This is a genomic window from Aquiflexum sp., assembly GCF_041751335.1.
Classification (GTDB): domain Bacteria; phylum Bacteroidota; class Bacteroidia; order Cytophagales; family Cyclobacteriaceae; genus Aquiflexum.
The window spans coordinates 1-18,679 of sequence record NZ_JBGSXS010000261.1; the positions used below are offsets into that span (position 1 = coordinate 1).

The window sequence follows — 18,679 nt, forward strand, 5'->3', positions numbered from 1 at the left end:
TTTGAATTTCGAATGATGAATCCTGAATGATGAATTTCGAACTACAAGCCTGAAAAGCATTGTTGATAATATTCAGCAATACCCGCCCGATTTCCTGGGGCACTACATTCACTTTGGGAAGGTTTGGATCGAAATCAGTCACAATCCCGATGGCTATCGGGACAGCATTAAAGCTTTGGTCCTTGGTCGTGTTCTGAAATAGGTTGACACAATTTAAATAAAAATTGTAAACCCATAATCGGACAAAATGAGTGATTTAGAACAGTATTCTGAAGACGCACGAAGGAAAATTGTTATTGAAGTGCTTTCCGGCACAATGTCAAAAGAACAGGCAAGGCAGGTTTATGGAATTAAAAGCAAATCTGCTATCTTAGAATGGATGAGAATGTTAGTCGGTTTTCCTAGAAATGCAGCCGTCGACCCCCTTCCATTATTAAAAAACATGACTGAAGATAAAGAAGGCATTAGTGAGTTGAAGGCCCGTATTAAACAGCTTGAAGAAGATCTGAAACTTAGTCGTTTAAAGGGCAAGGCATATCAAATCATGGTTGATATTGCCAAACAGGAATATGGGTTGGATCTTGAAAAAAAGTCTGGTGCCAAACAGTCCAAAGACTCAAAGAAGAAGAACCGAAAGTAGGTTTGGAACAACTTTGCGGATTGTTTGGCAAAAGTAGACAGGCATATTACAAAGCTTTAAATTACATTACCCGGGAGGCATTTAAAGAAGAGTTGGTGTTGGTTCTTGTTCTCAAGATCAGGAAAAAATCTAAAACATCACGGTGGGGTCTAAGGAAGATTTATCCTTTGCTCCAAAAAGATTTAAGACTCCTGAAAATAAAAATAGGCAGGGATAAACTGTTTGATTTACTTCGGAATAACGGTCTTTTGGTCAGCAAAAGAAAAAGGAAGTTCTTTACTACCCAGAGTCACCACTGGCTAAGAAAGCACCAAAATCTTATACAGAACATGGTTGTTTCAAGACCCAACCAGCTATGGGTTTCCGATATTACCTTTGTAGAACTAAACGCTGAAGCCTATTTTCTATACCTGATAACAGATACCTATTCTCAAAAGATTGTAGGCTGGAATATCACTCTAGACCTGAAGGCTAAATCAGCACTTGAAGCACTAAAAATGGGGCTTCGGGCTCAAAAAAGTATTCCTCAATATTCATTGGTGCACCATTCAGACCGTGGGGTACAGTATTGCAGTTATGATTACACCGCCCTTTTGGAAAACAATAAAGTCTGGATCAGTATGACCAGACCTGCCTCGCCACATGAAAATGCAATTGCCGAAAGGGTAAACGGCATTCTTAAAGAAGAGTGGCTGGTCGATATTGCAACTCACAGAAATATTAACGCACGAAAATATATTGGCCAGATTATCAAAATCTACAATGATATGAGACCACATGAGGGATTGGGAAACCTTACCCCAACCCAGGTACACAATAAAGGTTTTATAAGGCATGATACCGAACGCGTTATTGGAAAAAAATACAATTGGAAAAAGAAGGCCGAACCTGTTAAAGCTCGGCCTGTCAATAGCAACGCTATCGGACCAAACGACTATTCCTTGACAAGTTGCTCCTCAGCAGAGCTTGTCTCCGCTTCATCGTGGTATTGTAAGTTAATTGAAACTTCTTAGAAATTGAAACACTGACTATATTTGAAAAACAAAAGTGTCAACCATTTTCAGGACGAGACAGTCAGCATGACGGCTGCTCCGATTTATGTCATTGGTAGGAGCACTTGGAAAACTTTGATATATTGAATAGTCCTTCGTGAGACGTGGCAATCTCTTAAGATGAGGGAAGAAGGTAGACTTGCCTGCCGGCAGGTTTTAGATTTGAGAAGGGAAATGCCGTAGGATTTCCTGCCGTAGGCACAGCTTGACCGAAATTATAGCCCGGTAATTATTTGCCGGGATCCAATCGATATCGAGTCACCAAAGTACCGTACGGACGATAGATTTTAGATTCAAGAAATGGCCCAATAACCTTTCAATTTGGCACGCTAGATAAGTTTTTACAATATTCAAATTTTTCAATCCACCGCGGCGGACAAGTTCTTACAATCTTACTATTACACAATCACCAACCCTACTATCTACCTTTTCGGCAAGCTCTCCAACACCAACCTCACCAATTCTGCTTTCTGATCGTTTTTGATCCAGCGGGCTACGATGACCAAATCATTTTCTTCATCCACATACACCATATTTGTTCCTGCACCCAAATGGAAAAAGGCTGATTCAGGGGCTGCAGGAATTTCTTTTTTATCGGTGTTCAGAAAATAATTCATAAATCCATAATTGGTCTGCACGGGTGTCGGAGTACGGGATTTTTTGATCCATTCTTCAGAAATGATCTGCTGCCCGTTCCAGTTTCCTTTTCTTAAAGTCAAATAACCAAACCTTGCCTGATCATAAGCACTGATAAACATGCCTCCTCCCCAATGAGAACCACCACTGACGGACTGAATAATCTGCCCATCCAATACTATGTAGGAATTTTCATACCCCGTCCATCTCCAAGTTGGGCTGGCACCGATTTTATCCATTACCTGCTCCCTGAGGACCTGTGGGAGTGGTTTTCTCCAGACATTCAATGCGGCCAATGCCAAAACATTGACCCTGGTATCATTGTATTTGTAAACTGTACCTGGTTCATATCGTTCCCTAGTCAGCCAATCTACTGAATTCCCCTGCGGTCTATCTGCCCAATCGGGTTTTCCCCAAAGTGTACCTTCCCAATCCGAGGTTTGTCTTAATAGATGTTCCCAAGTAATTTTTCTATTGTGTGGCGTTCCAAATAAATCAAAAACATCCTCTTCCATCAAGTGATCTGATTTATTCATCATTGCTTTTTGGGGGTCATAGGGAATAATAGGTCCGACATAGGGATATACCAAATCCTTTTCGCTTTTGATTAAACCTTGGTCAACCGCCAATCCTACCGTGGTGGACAAAATGCTTTTGGCAACACTGAAAGTTAGATCAACTCTATAAGGGTCACCCCATTTACCAATGATATATCCCTTGTAAACAATCAATCCAGTAGCCTCACCACGGTCTTTGATAGGTCCGACAGGAAAACCGAAAGGTTCTCTTCCAAAGGCACTTTGATAATGTGCAATTTTCATGTTTTTATCCCCATCACTTTCTTCAATAATTGCAAAATCAATGGCTGATTGTAATTTTTTTGCATCTACTTTTAAATCAGTAGGATTTTTTTGTTCCCAATCTCCTGTTGGAGGAAAATAGGCTGATTGGGAATAACTGTAAAACGCTAGACTGACAAAAAAGAAGACTAAACTGATCTTTAAAATTTTCATATGATTTAAGTTTGATTGCAAATTAGCCTATGTGATCTAAGATTAAATCAAGAATTACAGTATTCGATGGATAAAACTTTAAACGGTCGAAAAGAAAAACTTAAATTGTAGCAGGAAACAATTTGAATCGAAATTGGTCTTTTAAATGAAGGTTATGCTAAACACAGAAATGGATATATATATAATCGGGGCTGGGATCTCAGGGCTTATTGCAGCTTATGAATTGGAGCGGTCTGGATTTAGTCCCATTATTTTGGAATCTGAGAAAGTAGTAGGAGGAAGGGTAAAGACGGATTATCAGGATGGGTTTAATTTTGATCGGGGTTTTCAGGTTTTACTGACTGCTTATCCGGAGGCAAAAAGATATTTGGATTATGAGTCGTTAAAACTCAAAATGTTTGATCCAGGCGCAATAATTATCAGACCGGGCAATTTGTTTACCATTCATGACCCTTTGAGAAATCCTTTGAAAATATTTAGCATGGCTTTTTCATCTGTAGGTACTTTTATGGATAAAATTAGGATTTTCAAACTGACACAATCTCTGAAAAATAAATCTGATGAGGAGATTTTCAATGAACCAGACAATACAACATTGGAGTTTTTGAGAGCCTATGGTTTCACTGAGAGGATTATTGAAAACTTCTTCATGCCTTTTTTCAGAGGTATATTTCTCGAAAATGAACTGGATACTTCATCTAGAATGTTCAAATTTGTTTTCAAAATGTTTTCCTTAGGCAATGCTGCTGTTCCGGAAAATGGCATGCAGGCTATTCCTGATCAGTTGAAAAGAAAATTGACCAAAACCACTTTCAGAATCAATACAGCAGTAAAGAGGATTGAGGGGAATCTTATTGAATTGGCTTCAGGAGAACGCTTAAAGGCAGACAAAATCATCATCGCAACACGACCTGATAAAATTCTTCCTCAAATGGCAGGACAGTTCAAACCCTCAAGAAAAGTCGTTAATCTATATTTCAGCTTGGAGAAATCTTTTTTTGCCAGTCCTATGATAGGTTTGGTTAAGGATAAACAATTTTTGGTCAATAACCTGGTCTTCATGACTGATGTAAGTAAATCCTATTCCAAAACTGGAAGGGCACTTTTATCTGTTTCAATTACCAAAGCGGTGACAGTTGATGATAAACTTACTGAAATGGTTAAAATAGAACTTGAAGCCCTTACCAATATCAAATCCGCACATTTCAAATTGGAAAAAATCTATGAAATTGAGGATGCACTTCCTCAAGTTGAGGACATGAAATCCAGCATTTCTGCGACACAAACTAAAATATATGATAATGTATTTTTATCCGGTGATTATTTATTGAACGGATCCATAAACGCCGCAATGACAGCGGGTCGAAAGTCGGCAGAGGCTGTAATTTTAAGCATTCAACCAAATATTAATTGAAAAAGACAATAGCTATTGCCGGAGCAGGTGGTTACATCGGAAGATGGTTTATCCACAATTTCAAGGATAAATACAGGATCATAGCATTAAGTAGGAGGGAAGCTGTTCAAAATCCCGATCCAGATGTGGAATGGCGAAAAGTTGAGCTATTTTCCATCACATCCACCATTGAGGCGCTTCAGGGTGTGGATTATGCCATTTACCTGATTCATTCTATGAGTGCGCTTACCCGACTTGATCAGGGCTCATTTGAAGATACTGACTTATTGCTGGCAGATAATTTCTCCAGAGCAGCTCAAGCTAATAACATCAAACAGATTTTATATCTGGGTGGGATACTCCCAAAAGAAGTGGAGGAGAACAAAATCTCCATTCATCTTAGAAGTAGATTGGAGGTGGAAAAGACTTTAGGGAGTCAAGGCGTTCCAGTAACCGCATTACGGGCAGGCATCATCGTGGGACCCGGAGGTTCATCGTTTGAGATGGTCCGAAATCTTGTCAGAAAATTGCCGGCTTTGATGTGTCCGAAATGGACCACGTCACAGACACAGGCTATTTCTCTGAGGGATACCATGACCATCATGGATGTTTGTTTGGGCAATCCGGATGTGTTCGGAAAATCCATCGAAATCGGTAGTCCTGAAATTCTCACATATAAAGGCATGTTGGAAGAAACTGCCCGTGTCATGGGGAAGAAGCGTTGGATTTTCTCAGTTCCATTTTTTTCTGTAGGTCTTTCAAAACTTTGGGTTTCATTTTTTGGAGAAACACCAATGAAACTTGTGTCCCCTTTAGTTGAAAGCCTAAAACATACCCTTACCCTTTCTGAGGACCTGAGATTCAAGGAAAAAGAAATTGATTATTTATCCTTTAATGCAAGTGTAAAAGAAGCTTTAAATCCTGAAAATAAACTTCCGAAGCTGCCCAAATTCAAGAATGAAAGAGATGTCAAGAATACAGTCCGAAGTATTCAGCGAATGCCAAATACACGGCATAAAAGTGCACTTTGGGTGGCCAATAGGTACAAAGTTTGGTTACCGACCTTTTTTAGATTTCTGATCAATGTCAAAAAAAATGAAAGAGGAGATATCGGCTTTTTTATAATGAAAGGAAAGGAGCCCATGTTGCAACTAACCTGGATCCCCGATAGAAGTGATATCAAACGTCAGTTGTTTTACATTACAGGGGGATGGTTGGTAAAGCGATTTGATTATGGATGGTTGGAATTTAGGGAAGTAATGAATGGCAAATATATGATATCTGCCATCCACGAATTTGTACCCAGATTGCCATGGTTTGTGTATATCAATACCCAAGCTAGGATACACCTTTGGGTAATGAACAGGTTTAGAGATTATTTGGTGAAGTATAAGGGGTATTGACTCAAAAATTTCCGTATTTCCTTTATAAATCAGAAATTTTTGGATATTTGATATTGATTGATATTGGAATCAAATCCATGGCATTTTCTTCAATTTCGACCTGAAATGTGAAAAAACAAGATCATTTAAAAACCAAGGGCTTTGTCATCTCCCCTTCGATCGGCACCACCTTCTAACTTCCCATTGGGTAAAACCAGAATGGCATCTACTTTTCCCAAAATTGGTGAGTAGCCTTCATTAATATTATATCCTTTGGATTTAAGCATTTCGAGGGTTTCTGTGGAAAAACCTTTTGGTTCAAAATTGATATGGTCAGGAAGCCATTGGTGATGAAACCTAGGGGCATCTACTGCCTGCTGCATGGTCATTTCAAATTCAGCTACATTTAGGATGGTCTGTAAAACTGAGGTAATAATTGTCGAGCCTCCTGGAGTACCAACAACCATCAACAATTTCCCATTTTTTTCAACAATTGTAGGTGTCATGGAACTGAGCATTCGTTTTGCAGGTGCAATGGCATTGGCTTCAGCACCGATAAGACCAAACATATTTGGAACACCTATTTTTGCACTGAAATCGTCCATTTCGTTGTTCAGGAAAAACCCTAGGTCATCACAGTAGAGCTTGGAGCCATAAGCGCCATTCAGAGTGGTAGTGACTGCTGCTGCATTCCCGAATTGATCAACAATAGAATAGTGGGTTGTTTCCTCACTTTCGATAAATTGGATTAGCCCATGGGATACATCAGAAGAAAGTGTGGCACGATTGATACCGAAATCGGAAATACGGTCTTTTAAATAGTCTTTATCCAACAAAGTCTCCACAGGCACTTCCACAAAATCAGGGTCACCCAAAAAATAATTTCTATCTGCATAGGCCCTTCTTTCCGCTTCAGTCAAGTATTGAATGTATTCAGGAGAATTGTGGGCTATTGACTTGAGATCAAAATCTTCCAGCATTCCTAATATCTGTGCCAAGGTAACGCCACCGCTGCTTGGTGGGGCCATAGATATTATGTTGAGGTCTTTGTATAAAAAGTGAATTGGATCTCTCCATATGGCTTCATAGGCCGCTAAATCTTCCAACGTAATAATCCCACCTTTATCTTGAAGAAATTTCACCAATCTTTCGGCTGTTTCTCCCTTATAAAATTCATCTTTTCCATTTTTGGAAATCCGCTTTAATGTCTCAGCCAATGCAGGATATTTGATGGTGTCGTTTTCCACAAAAACTTTGGCAAAAAAAGTATTTTCCCCACTGACTTGTATAAAGGATTCCCTGTTTGCAGCCAATCTTTGTGCTTGTTTTTCAGTCACAATCACACCTCTTTCGGCCAATTCAATAATTGGTGCCAAAATATCTTCAATTGGCAATGAACCCAATTTACGATGTACTTCAAAAACACCTGCTATGGTTCCGGGAACACCGACTGCCAATGCACCTAAGGTACTCAAACCAGGAATCACCTCTCCATTTACGTCAAGGTACATATCCCTGTGGGCTACCAATGGAGCTTTTTCCCTGTAGTCAATTGAGCCACTTGTCCCATCCTTTAACCTATACACCATAAATCCCCCACCACCCAAATTGCCTGCAAATGGATAAGCAACTGCCAAAGCCAATTCTGTAGCCACCATGGCATCAAATGCGTTACCGCCTCTTTGCATCATGAGCAATCCGATTTTGGAAGCTTCCTCTCTTGCTGAAACGACCATGGCGTTATCTGCAATAAGGCCTCTATCTTCATATGATATTTGGTCAGTAGGATTACAACCAACAAAGAAGATAAGAGTGCAAAACGAGATTAGTTTAAATAATCTTTTGATCATCGTCTCAATCGATTAGGGTTTCGTTGAACAGTTTCAATATACGGTTGTATTCATCTGTCCAACTACTTGGTTCCACAAATCCATGGTCTTCAACAGGATAGACAGCCATTTCCCAATTATCCTTACCCAATTCTATCAGTCTTTGGGCAAGGCGGACTACATCTTGAAAATGAACATTGACATCCAACATTCCATGGGCTATCAGAAGATTGCCTTTCAAACCTTCGGCAAAATAGATAGGAGAGGATCTTCTATAGGCAATGGGGTCATTAAATGGCTCGTTGAGAATATTTGATGTGTAATCGTGGTTGTAATGTGCCCAGTCGGTCACAGATCTTAAAGCTGCACCGGACTTAAATACCTCAGGTTCATTGAACAATGCCATCAAGGTCATAAATCCTCCATAGCTTCCGCCATATATTCCTATTTTCTCAGGATTAATCTCAAGGTTATTGATCAGGTATTTTGCTCCGTCTACCTGGTCAGAAAGATCCTTTCCTCCCATGTGCCTGTATATGGCTGTTCTCCAGTCTCTGCCATAACCTGCACTTCCCCTGTAATCAATATCCAAAACAGTGTATCCGAGATCGGTAAGTAGGTTATGGAACATATATTCCCTAAAATAACTTGACCACCATTTGTGTACATTTTGGAGATAACCTGCCCCATGCACAAATATCACAGCTGCCCCGTTTTTCTTACTAGATTCAGGTACATATAATCTTGCAGGAACCAACTCTCCATCTGAAGCCTGGAATGTAATCAATTCGGGGTCTCTCCACTTATAGGATTGAAAGGCCTCAGATTGACCAAAGGTGAATTGTTTGGGTTGTGATTTTGGAGTATTGTCTTGAAGGTATAATTCCCATGGCTTATTGCTATATGAATGCAGTATGGCCAGATTTTTTTCATCAGGAGATAAAGCGACATCATTGTTTCCAGTCATTGAGGTCAGTTTTTCCATTTTGCCACCCATCAAAGGCATCATATAAAGATGTCTTTCACCCGGATGAATCGCAGAGGTTGTTAAGTACCAATACTTACCATTTCTGGAAATTGAGGGATCAAAAACCTCAAATTGACCTGAAGTCAAAGCTTTCTTTTTACCTGAAATCACATCCAAAATGTACAAGTGGGAAAAACCCGTTTCTTCTGATTGGAAAAAGATATGTTTATTATCCGGTAACCAACCAAAGGTTCCGCCACCAAAACCCCAACCCATTCCCGGACCGCCGATCCAAGCCTCATCTCTTTGTCTATCCAATGTTTTCAATTCACCTGACTTAAGGTCAAGCAGGGCAATCCACCTGTCTTTATTGTCCACAGAGCGGATATTGACCACAGCATTTTTTCCATCATTGGAAAATACAGGAGCTGAAATCGAAACAGATCTATCTTTTTCTTCCCATTCTTTGTCCGGATAATCTTTAACATAATCAGGCAAATCTTTAATACCAGGAAGATTTTTGGGAGAGACAAAAAAGACAGTATCCTTTTCCAAATCGTAAATTGCCAATTCAACAGTGGAAGGTTCATCACCAACTTTCGTCCTAGCAGGTAGGTTTACTGTGTATCCTGAGACATCAGCATAATCAGGCACATTGGTTCTTTTGTTATCCGATCTTGAGAAAAAAAGCATGGTAGCAAATTTTTCATCCGGTGATAATTGAAGGTTTGCTAAGGATTTTCCGCCCAGATAAAATGAAAAGGGTTCCTTTTCTTTGATGGCTTCAGCGTAGGATTTTGTCTTCTCTTTTTTATCCTCTCGTTCTTTGATGACAGAAAGTAAAGACAGGTTATCTTCTTTTAGCCATTTTTCCATTTCTGTAGATTTATCTTCTTTTTCCTGAGTTTTTGTTCCTGAAAGGATGGAAGTTATTTTTTGAAGCTTTCCGGTACTGATATTCAATACATAAAGGTTATTGGATGATTCAAAAGAAATTCTATTTTCATTTATTAAAAACGCAGGATTTGAAATTTTATCTCCAAATTTGATCAGGCTGGTTTTGGTTTCTGAGATAATATCGTAAATATAGATTTCTCCGTTTTTGGCATAGATTTTTTTTGTTTTGGAAAGGTTTGTTTTGGAGTTTGCTGGGACCCTTTCTCTTTGCTCCGCTATTGACACCTTTACTGGTTGTTGGTTTTTTCCAAGTGTGATTTTATGTAGGGAATCCGCTGGATCATTGTCTGACCTGTACATAAAATAAATGGTTTGTCCCTTATCATCCCATTCAATATTGGAAGGGAATTTCCCCATCCAAATAGGATCCTGCATGATTTTTTCAACAGTCAAAGGCTCCTGACCAAATAGAGAAACCTGAAACAACAATAATGATAAGAATGACAAAAAGAAAAACTTTTTCATAAGCAAAGGTGATTTTTCAGAAAGTAGATAAATCCAAATATCTCAGATATTGATGGGATATTAAAATAAAAAATGGGGAGAGGTAAAAAAATAGTTTTACTTAAAGGGTTTCAAGAAAAGTCTGAAGCTCTTTTTCAATTAATGCAATGTGTTCTTTCAGTTCTGAGAACTTCTCTTGTGAACCTTCAAGGTCTGATTCTATTGATTCAAGTATTTTCCTTGTTTGAATTGCCCCAATATAACTCATACTGGGTTTGGCTTTGTGGCATCTCTTTTTAATCATTCCCCAATCCTTGGAGGCGTAGAGATCTTCCATGTTTTTTAAATCCTGTAGATTTGAATCCAAAATAATTTGGATCATTTCCTGCAGCATTTCCTTGTCGTCATCGCCAAAATACTGAAAAATTGTCTGAGGGCTAATAAGCTGATACATAAAATATTCGTATATCCGATTTTTGTATATAATATTCAAATTTATGTATTTCAAAATTAAAAAAACTGATTTCGACTTTTTTTTTTAAAAACCTTACAAAAGAGGCAGAATTAAGCATTTAATGCAACTTTTGTGGTTTGGTCGAAATAGGATTCCTAACTTCGAAATCCAAAAGAATGGATTATTTTTGAAATTCGAAACAACCGACTGTAAATGTAGGTTTCTATTCTTGAAATATATGAAAAAAAATAAAATTATATTTTTGGTTTTGGCAGTTTTATTTGCAGTAACCATGATTTGGATTGGTTTGGATATGTCCAGTAAAACAACCTTTCCTGGTTCAAAAGGTAATCTTAAAGAAAGAATTGCCCCATCTGATTCCCTTAATAAGCAATGACAGAAAAGCAGAGAATAGATATCGATAAAATAGATCTTGATAAGATGAAGGAAAAGACAACGGATATCCCGGGTCTTTTGCCTTATGCCCATCAGAGCGGTAGCGCCATTATCAAACCTGAAGACAAGGGGAAGATTACAGGTAGGGCCGTAGCTGCTATGCATTCCCAAACTGATATGCAGATGACTCAAATCTATCAGCAAATGCAGCTATTGGCGGATCAGGCTAAAAAAATCCAAAAGCGTGTCGAAGTTTCAGAACGAATTTATAAAACTTCCATGGGATTTGAACCATTGATCAATCACCATTACTTTTTGTATGAAAAGGAAGATGAAACGGATTTTCTCAGTTTGGTAGCTCCTGAAGAATGGGGAAGAAAGAAAAGCTATTCTAGATTTATTGCTGAAGTGAAATTATTGGCAGACCATACTTGGGAGATTGTCAGAAAAGGTGATTAATTTGCCCCAATGCATCAGATCAAAGTCCAGCATCTTTTAGATATTCTCCTTCAGTCAGACTTGCCCCTTGACGTTGATTTTCATTTGGAAGTTAATTCATCCTATTTAAAAGACAAAGGAGAAGCCTTATTGAACAATGTCATAGGAGAACTGAAGGGGCAGGGCAATTTGCCTATCTTGATACATTTGAAATTTGACTTTAAAATCAACAGAAATTTATTTGTATATGATGATGCTGTTCATTTTAACAGGTACCGATTGACCACTTTAAAATCTGACCTTTATTCAACTTTTTCTTTTTCTTGGGTAGATGGTTACAAAAGACTTTGCAGGACTTTTGAAAAGGAATGTATCAAGGCAGGTCTTCAGGACCGAATATGGAATGGTCCACCCATAGCTTCCAGAATATTTGGCAAAAGTGAAGAACCCGGAGATCTATCTGGTAACGGTTCATCCGGCTGGAAACTCAATGCCTACAATGATGCTCAATATGACCTGATCTCAAGGCTTCATGGATACAAGCTGATCAGAATCCCGGAATATGAAAATATCATGATAGGGGGCAGCCTAAAAAAAATTGATGACCTTTTATTAAACCCAAAAGAGGAATATCAAAGAGCAATCCTCAATTGGGTATCAAGAAAGGTTCAAATTTGACTTTTGATTATTCAGGAAAACAGTCCATACATTTCCCTATCAATTCTTTCAACAATGGATGAAAAATCTTCCTGATGCTCTACAAAGTCCATCTGATTGACATCAATGACGAGGAGTTTACCCTTGTCGTATCCACCAATCCAATCTTCATAGTGACTGTTTAGGTTTTTGAGATAGTCTATCCTGATGGCATTTTCATAGCGTCTTCCTCTTTTTTCGATCTGACCGACCAGCTTTGGAATGTCTGCCTTCAGGTAGATCAATAGGTCAGGAGCTTTCACAAAATTGATCATGGAATGAAATAAGTTGAGGTAATTCTCATAATCCCTTTCTGAGATCAATTTTGATTTGTAAAGATTGGCTGCAAAGATATAGGCATCTTCGTAGATGGTCCTGTCCTGAATCACAGATAACCCAATTTCTCTGATCCTTTTAATCTGATTGAAACGGCTGTTCAAAAAATAAACCTGAAGGTGAAAAGACCATCTCTTCATGTCTTCATAAAAATCAGCCAGATAAGGATTGTTTTCTACAGCTTCCAATTCTGCATTCCATCCATAATGTTTGGCCAATTTGATGGTAAGGGTTGTTTTTCCACTACCGATATTTCCTGAAACTGCTATGTGCATATTGTGTTCTAATGATTAACCCCTTCTTTACCAGTAACCCAAAATTCTACTTCAACCAGGAGGGAAGTCCGAAGACCGATGTACCTGACATTTCAGTTTCCTGACAAAAATTATATTGAATTACCATTTTACTGGAATCTTTGGGTACTTACATATTAATTTTTAACGAATCTTTCTGAGATTTTCAACTCTTTGCTTCCTGCAGTGTATTTGTAGAAACCTTCACCTGTTTTCGCACCTTTATATCCGGCTTCCACCATATTGACCAATAAAGGGCAGGGAGCGTATTTGGGGTTTCCAAAACCATTATTTAAAACTCTTAAGATGGAAAGACAAATATCAAGACCTATAAAATCGGCAAGTTGTAAAGGCCCCATAGGATGCGCCATACCCAATTTCATGACGGTATCGATTTCTTCAATCCCTGCCACACCTTCATACAGCGTGTAAATGGCTTCATTGATCATGGGCATCAGTATCCTATTGGCCACAAATCCCGGGTAATCATTGACTTCCACAGGTACTTTTTCAAGTTTCTTAGCCAATTCCATGACCTGATTAGTGATTTCATTGGAGGTAGCATATCCTCTGATCACTTCCACTAACTTCATGACAGGAACAGGATTCATAAAATGCATTCCGATTACTTTGTCAGGCCTTTTGGTAACTGCACCGATCTTGGTGATGGAAATTGAGGAGGTATTGGTCGCTAGAATTGTTTTCTCCGGACACAATTCATCCAATTGCCTGAACAGATCCAATTTAATAGTTATATTCTCTGTTGCTGCCTCTACTACCAAATCAGCGTTTTTTACACCCTCGGCTGTAATTGTAAATACTTTGATATTGGATAAGGACTTTGCCTTGTCATCTTCTGATAAAGATCCTTTGGAGACCTGTCTGTCAAAGTTTTTGGAAATGGTGGCCATAGCCTTGTCAAGTGCTGCCTGTTTTATATCTATCAGGGAAACCTGATAACCAAACTGGGCAAAAACATGTGCTATGCCGTTACCCATGGTACCGGATCCGATTACTGAAATATTTTTCATGTAAGAAGGGTTTATATTCAATGGTTTAACTAAATCTTTGAAAAAATGTCCTTTTGAGGGACAGGATTTTCTGTTGATGGAATGTTCAAATCTACTTTGATTAAGAAGTAAATCCAATTCCTGATCGCAGAATTTGGTTTACCTTCATAGTCTGGTTTAATCATTTTGTTAAAATCTTAACAGGATTATTTCGTTTTAACTTTTTGTATTATGGATTAATTTTTCCAAACCTAAATGGGTAATGTAATTATTGTAATATAACTATGTAAGGTTAACTTTGAAACATGAAAGAATTAGGAATCACCAACAGTCTTTTGATCAATAGGTTTACTCCAAACGGTGCTTACTTGGCACTTCAGGAGGGTGGAGAGGTCCTTCTGCCCAAAAGTTATCTGAAAGGAGAGGAGAAAGAAGGAGAGGAGATTGAAGTTTTTGTTTACACTGATAGTGAGGATAGACCGGTAGCTGTAACAAATAGGCCTGAGGCATTATTGGATGAATTTGCGGTTATGGAAGCCAAAGAAATCACCAAATTCGGAGCATTTGTGGATTGGGGACTTCCTAAGGATCTTTTTGTTCCTGTAGCTGAAATGGGCAAAAATATGGTTGTAGGTGGAAAATATCTAGTAAGGGTATGCCGCGATTATAGAACAGACAGATTGATCGGGGTTTCCAAGCACGAAGATTTCCTGATCAAAGATACCCAAGGTTTTGAAGTGGGTCAGGAAGTAGAAGCATTGGTGTTTGATGAGACTGATCTTGGATTTAAGGTGCTGATAGAAAATAACTTTGAAGGGCTTTTATATAAAAATGAAGTTTTTCAAAACATTGAAATAGGGGATAAAATTAATGTTTTTATCAAAAAACGAAGAGATGATGATAAATTGGACTTACAGCTTCTACCCACAGGACGGTTAAAATATGAAGAAGGGGCTGAAAAAATCCTGGAAGTCTTAAAAGTCCGGAAATTTTTGCCCCTTCACGATAAATCATCCCCTGAGTCTATCAAAGAGTTGCTGGGAATGAGTAAAAAACACTTCAAACAGTCTATTGGTCAACTATACAAAGCCAAAAAAATATTGATAAAGCCTGATGGAATTGAACTTGTTTAGTCCAATTTTAGGATGTCGTTTGGTGTGATACACAACACTGCTTTTTCCTTTTTTATTGCAATGGGTGCTTTGAGTAAATGGGGATTCCTGATGAGGATATTCAGCCATCCTTCATCGTCCCATGATTTACCGGCAATTTTATTTTGGTAATCAGGATGCGCACGGTTGAGAAGGTCCTTTGGACGAAGGTTGAGTTTATCCAGTATTGACCTCCAACCGGTCATGGTAATACTCTCTTTTTCAATATTGATTTCGTTGATGTGCTTTGCAACTGTTTGTGCATAAGCTCTCATCTGTTTGTCCACATTGTGGGCGGGATTGTAATAAAAAAACAATTCATTTGGATGCATCTTCATAGTCGTGCGAGATAGGGGAGATTAATATAACCTTTAATAATTAATTAACCAAATATAAGATCGTAATTTTTTATCTTTACAATAGTAAAATTAATAATTATAGAATATTGGATTTAGAATATTTTAAATTTAGAAGCTATACAGAATATAATAGCAATAAGAAATTGCTTACAAAACTTAAGCGTATCAAATCCAAAATTTTTTATCAAAGTTTTTGGGTTGCCCACGATGAGAAATTTAAAAGAAAAGATTGTTTGGATTGTGCCAATTGCTGTAAAATGATAGTCCCATATTTATTCATACAGATATTGATAGGTTGGCTAGGGTTTGCGGTATGAAAAATTCAGAATTTGTAGCTCAATATCTGCATAGAGATGAAGATGGGGAATTTGTATTAAACAGTTCTCCATGCCCTTTTCTGAATGAAGACAATACTTGCTTGGTATATGAAGAGAGGCCTAAGGCCTGTAAAGAATACCCTCATACCAATAGAAAAAACATGCATGGGATTTTGAATTTAACATTGCAAAACACTTTGATTTGTCCGGCAGTGTTTGAAATTTTTAAAGACTTTGAGAAAGATTTTAGGAAGTAAACCAATCTCTTTACTATTTTAGTGCTTTAAACCTATTGAAGAAATAACCATGGCTAAAGATCAAGAGCATTTTTTGGGTGTTGATGTCGGTGGAACCCACTTAAAAATCGGCTTAGTAAATAAGCTGGGTGAAATCGTTTCATTTGATAAAATAGATACCGCACCATACCGTGATGACCCAAAAGGCTTCAATGCCAAATTCACAGCAGGAATGGGTGACATTTTGAAAAAATATCCTGAAGTAAAAAAAGTGGGGATTGGACTTCCCGGACTTATATCCAAAGACAGGACCACAACATTGGAAATCCCTGCTATACCAGGTCTTAATGGGTTTAACCTAAAAGGGGCTTTAAAAAAAATGTATCCGAATATATCTTTTTATTTGGAAAATGATGCGGCTGCTGCAGCAATCGGTGAGTATCGATACGGAAAAAATAACCCGCCTGAAAATTTCCTTTTCATTACAATGGGTACAGGCATAGGAAGTGCTTTTGTGTTGGATGGTGAAATTTTTAAAGGTGCAAGAGGTAATGCCATGGAAATGGGGCATATGCTATCAAGAGGAAATGAAGGGCTTGAAAAATTGGTCGGAAGAAACGGCATACTCAAAATAACGGAAAGGTTTATCCAAGCTTATCCAAGATTGGCAGGAGATCTGGAAAATAAAGAATTGGGAACACATCTATTGGTAGATACCGCCAAGGAAGGTAATGAAGTTTCATTGATGGTTTTTGAAGAAGTAGGCAGGATTTTAGGAGAGGCAATTGTATCCGTTATCCGCACATTGGATGTGACCCATGTATATTTTGGAGGAGGTATTTCTGCAGGATTGGAATTTATGATGCCTTCTTTGGATAAAACAGTTAGACAATACCTGACACCCTATTACGTAAAAGACCTCAATCTTATGAAAGCCACTCTCAGAAACGATGCTGGTACCTTAGGGGCTGCGGCTTTGTGTTTTATGGATAAGGAGTAGGAGGGGGATTTAATATTTAAGATTTAAGATTTAAGATTTATTACCCCTCTCGCATCTCGCTTCTTGTTTCTCTAAATTTATCGGGAAATGCTTTGATTCTAGATTTTAATTGTCATCAAGAAAATTGAAGCCTTTCAGATTGCTAACTGATATTTTATGACCTAAAACTTATTTGGTGCATCTCAAATCTCACGTCTCACGTCTATCCTTTCACCTCAATTTCCCCGGTTCAAGTGTACTTATAGTAACTTCACTTACCCGGCTGTAGGCATTCAGACGGAATATGGCCTTTAAAGGATCGTCCTTCTTTCCCAAATTTGGGCAGTCTGGACCTGGCTCCAAGAAATAAATAAAAAAGGTCTGACTTCTATCGGCCAATTCAACTTTGTCCGGTCTACCAAAAGTTTTGATCAAAGCTTGATTGTCTTTACCCAAGAAATCATTCTTGATTTCCCTTAAATCTTCTAGGTTTCCTAATCGTGATCCAAGGCAACCATCTCTATCATTTATCCACCTTTCTTGGTCTATATTTTCCAATTCAACCTTACTTGAACAGGATACCAGTTGAATTACAATTAAAAGCAATCCTATGGCAAAGGTATTTTTATGCATTCTGGGGAGTTTTATTGACAGCAGTCTGAAATTTTTTTACTGTACTGGTATTAAACCAAAGCCAAATGTAGGATACTGCTGCATATGCTGAAAGTATAAGCATGGATAAATTTTCCGGTAACAAACCTACAAGAACAAACCATATTGCTGTTGTGAAAACCGCAACGCGTACGATCTCCTGAAGATGATACCATTTGTTTTGCTCAAAAATCCCTGAAAAACTGACTGTAGTCCAAATGATCAAAAATGAAAGCCCAACTTTGGTTGCTGCATCAATTTTGTCCAGATTGAAAAGGAAAAAGGCTGTCAGTCCCATCAATATTACATATTGAAAGAAAACATACCAATTCAAAGGTTGGGGAACCACCGTATCGAATTTTCTATATTCAGGCTCTATATCTTTTACATGCCTATACCCTCCTAGGTCTTCTGGCAGCCATCCGGGTTTATTGACCAGATACCTGAATTTATCCTTCCAACTTTTAATCATTGACATTTCCCGCTTCATATTGGCATAATGAGCGATATTCACCCATAGCGGATTCCAACTGTTGACAGGAGTGGTGATGCCGTAGGTTGGTCTTTCTTCCTCCTGCTGAAAAGTACCAAACCACTTATCGAAAATGATGAAAGTGCCTCCGTGATTTTTGTCAATGTATTTTGGGTTTCTTCCATGATGCACACGGTGATGTGAAGGAGTATTCATGAATTTCTCCAAAAAACCCATTTTTCCAATAACTTCTGTATGTATCCAAAATTGATAAAGGAGATTCAATCCTGACACCAAAACAAGAAATATTGGGTCAAAACCAATAAATGCCAATGGCAAATAGAACATGAAAGTCCAAATGGTCTGGGTAGAACTCTGTCTCAAAGCGACAGAAAGGTTATATTCCTCGGAAGAATGATGGACTACATGCCCACCCCAAAAAAGATTGACCTCATGACTTTTCCTATGTGCCCAATAATAACAGAAATCATACAAAAAGAACAAGATGAAGAAAGTCCAAATGTTATTGGGAATTTGGAAAAAAGCGAATTTTTCAAAGAGAAAAGTATAAATACCAA

Annotated in this window: 19 protein-coding genes; 10 read left to right on the top strand and 9 right to left on the bottom strand. The window is 38.2% G+C overall.

Annotation, left to right across the window (positions count from 1 at the left end; translation table 11 throughout):
- Positions 1-247 precede the first annotated feature (247 nt).
- A complete protein-coding gene (locus ACEW8U_RS14375) occupies positions 248-640 on the top strand; it encodes a hypothetical protein (protein ID WP_373522743.1) in 393 nt (130 codons plus the stop codon).
- A gap of 2 nt (positions 641-642) precedes the next feature.
- The gene (locus ACEW8U_RS14380; protein ID WP_373522744.1) at positions 643-1,653 is read left to right on the top strand and encodes an IS3 family transposase; all 1,011 of its coding nucleotides are present in this window, start codon (positions 643-645) and stop codon (positions 1,651-1,653) included.
- 461 nt (positions 1,654-2,114) lie between these two features.
- On the opposite strand, the gene ACEW8U_RS14385 is transcribed toward ACEW8U_RS14380, so the two are convergent.
- Positions 2,115-3,341 (bottom strand): serine hydrolase domain-containing protein, encoded by a 1,227-nt coding sequence (locus tag ACEW8U_RS14385; protein ID WP_373522745.1) that lies wholly within the window; start codon positions 3,339-3,341, stop codon positions 2,115-2,117.
- A 154-nt stretch (positions 3,342-3,495) separates the two neighbouring features.
- Between ACEW8U_RS14385 and ACEW8U_RS14390 the strand changes: the two genes are divergently transcribed.
- Both ACEW8U_RS14390 and ACEW8U_RS14395 read left to right on the top strand, forming a co-directional pair.
- Entirely contained in the window at positions 3,496-4,755 is a 1,260-nt protein-coding gene (locus tag ACEW8U_RS14390) for an NAD(P)/FAD-dependent oxidoreductase (protein ID WP_373522746.1), read from the top strand.
- Positions 4,752-6,137 (top strand): NAD-dependent epimerase/dehydratase family protein, encoded by a 1,386-nt coding sequence (locus ACEW8U_RS14395; protein WP_373522747.1) that lies wholly within the window; start codon positions 4,752-4,754, stop codon positions 6,135-6,137. The genes ACEW8U_RS14390 and ACEW8U_RS14395 overlap by 4 nt, the downstream gene beginning before the upstream one ends.
- Positions 6,138-6,262: 125 nt before the next feature.
- Here the strand turns inward: ACEW8U_RS14395 and ggt are convergent, their stop codons facing one another.
- The 3 genes from ggt to ACEW8U_RS14410 all read right to left on the bottom strand — a co-directional run bounded on the left by ggt (position 6,263) and on the right by ACEW8U_RS14410 (position 10,767).
- Positions 6,263-7,966 carry a gamma-glutamyltransferase gene (ggt, locus tag ACEW8U_RS14400; RefSeq protein WP_373522748.1) on the bottom strand — a complete coding sequence of 568 codons (1,704 nt, stop codon included), beginning with the start codon at positions 7,964-7,966 and terminating at the stop codon, positions 6,263-6,265.
- A 4-nt stretch (positions 7,967-7,970) separates the two neighbouring features.
- Positions 7,971-10,334, bottom strand: a complete 2,364-nt coding sequence (locus ACEW8U_RS14405) for a prolyl oligopeptidase family serine peptidase (RefSeq protein WP_373522749.1) — start codon at positions 10,332-10,334, stop codon at positions 7,971-7,973.
- A gap of 100 nt (positions 10,335-10,434) precedes the next feature.
- The gene (locus ACEW8U_RS14410; protein ID WP_373522750.1) at positions 10,435-10,767 is read right to left on the bottom strand and encodes an Hpt domain-containing protein; all 333 of its coding nucleotides are present in this window, start codon (positions 10,765-10,767) and stop codon (positions 10,435-10,437) included.
- A gap of 238 nt (positions 10,768-11,005) precedes the next feature.
- Here ACEW8U_RS14410 and ACEW8U_RS14415 point away from each other — a divergent pair, with 238 nt between their 5' ends.
- The 3 genes from ACEW8U_RS14415 to ACEW8U_RS14425 are packed head-to-tail and all read left to right on the top strand — an operon-like array spanning position 11,006 to position 12,279.
- Positions 11,006-11,164 (top strand): hypothetical protein, encoded by a 159-nt coding sequence (locus ACEW8U_RS14415; protein WP_373522751.1) that lies wholly within the window; start codon positions 11,006-11,008, stop codon positions 11,162-11,164.
- Complete coding sequence (locus ACEW8U_RS14420) at positions 11,161-11,622, top strand: DUF2452 domain-containing protein (RefSeq protein ID WP_373522752.1); 462 nt, start codon at positions 11,161-11,163, stop codon at positions 11,620-11,622. The genes ACEW8U_RS14415 and ACEW8U_RS14420 overlap by 4 nt, the downstream gene beginning before the upstream one ends.
- 9 nt (positions 11,623-11,631) lie before the next feature.
- A complete protein-coding gene (locus ACEW8U_RS14425; protein WP_373522753.1) occupies positions 11,632-12,279 on the top strand; it encodes a hypothetical protein in 648 nt (215 codons plus the stop codon).
- 11 nt (positions 12,280-12,290) lie between these two features.
- Here ACEW8U_RS14425 and ACEW8U_RS14430 read toward each other — a convergent pair whose 3' ends face one another.
- Positions 12,291-12,908, bottom strand: a complete 618-nt coding sequence (locus ACEW8U_RS14430; protein WP_373522754.1) for a deoxynucleoside kinase — start codon at positions 12,906-12,908, stop codon at positions 12,291-12,293.
- Positions 12,909-13,063: 155 nt separating this feature from the next.
- The gene (locus ACEW8U_RS14435) at positions 13,064-13,957 is read right to left on the bottom strand and encodes a 3-hydroxyacyl-CoA dehydrogenase family protein (RefSeq protein ID WP_373522755.1); all 894 of its coding nucleotides are present in this window, start codon (positions 13,955-13,957) and stop codon (positions 13,064-13,066) included.
- A gap of 284 nt (positions 13,958-14,241) precedes the next feature.
- Here ACEW8U_RS14435 and ACEW8U_RS14440 point away from each other — a divergent pair, with 284 nt between their 5' ends.
- Positions 14,242-15,069, top strand: coding sequence for a S1 RNA-binding domain-containing protein (locus ACEW8U_RS14440; protein WP_373522756.1), 828 nt, complete (start codon positions 14,242-14,244; stop codon positions 15,067-15,069).
- On the opposite strand, the gene ACEW8U_RS14445 is transcribed toward ACEW8U_RS14440, so the two are convergent.
- Entirely contained in the window at positions 15,066-15,425 is a 360-nt protein-coding gene (locus tag ACEW8U_RS14445) for an arsenate reductase family protein (protein ID WP_373522757.1), read from the bottom strand. The two genes, ACEW8U_RS14440 and ACEW8U_RS14445, sit on opposite strands and share 4 nt — an antisense overlap.
- A 334-nt stretch (positions 15,426-15,759) precedes the next feature.
- Here ACEW8U_RS14445 and ACEW8U_RS14450 point away from each other — a divergent pair, with 334 nt between their 5' ends.
- Together ACEW8U_RS14450 and ACEW8U_RS14455 are read left to right on the top strand one after the other, a co-directional pair.
- A complete protein-coding gene (locus ACEW8U_RS14450; RefSeq protein WP_373522758.1) occupies positions 15,760-16,020 on the top strand; it encodes a YkgJ family cysteine cluster protein in 261 nt (86 codons plus the stop codon).
- 49 nt (positions 16,021-16,069) lie between these two features.
- Positions 16,070-16,999 carry an ROK family protein gene (locus ACEW8U_RS14455; RefSeq protein WP_373522759.1) on the top strand — a complete coding sequence of 310 codons (930 nt, stop codon included), beginning with the start codon at positions 16,070-16,072 and terminating at the stop codon, positions 16,997-16,999.
- Between the two features lie 210 nt (positions 17,000-17,209).
- Here the strand turns inward: ACEW8U_RS14455 and ACEW8U_RS14460 are convergent, their stop codons facing one another.
- Together ACEW8U_RS14460 and ACEW8U_RS14465 are read right to left on the bottom strand one after the other, a co-directional pair.
- Positions 17,210-17,611, bottom strand: a complete 402-nt coding sequence (locus ACEW8U_RS14460) for a hypothetical protein (RefSeq protein ID WP_373522760.1) — start codon at positions 17,609-17,611, stop codon at positions 17,210-17,212.
- A partial coding sequence (locus ACEW8U_RS14465; protein ID WP_373522761.1) for a sterol desaturase family protein occupies positions 17,604-18,679 on the bottom strand: 1,076 nt, incomplete at its 5' end. The genes ACEW8U_RS14460 and ACEW8U_RS14465, both read right to left, overlap by 8 nt.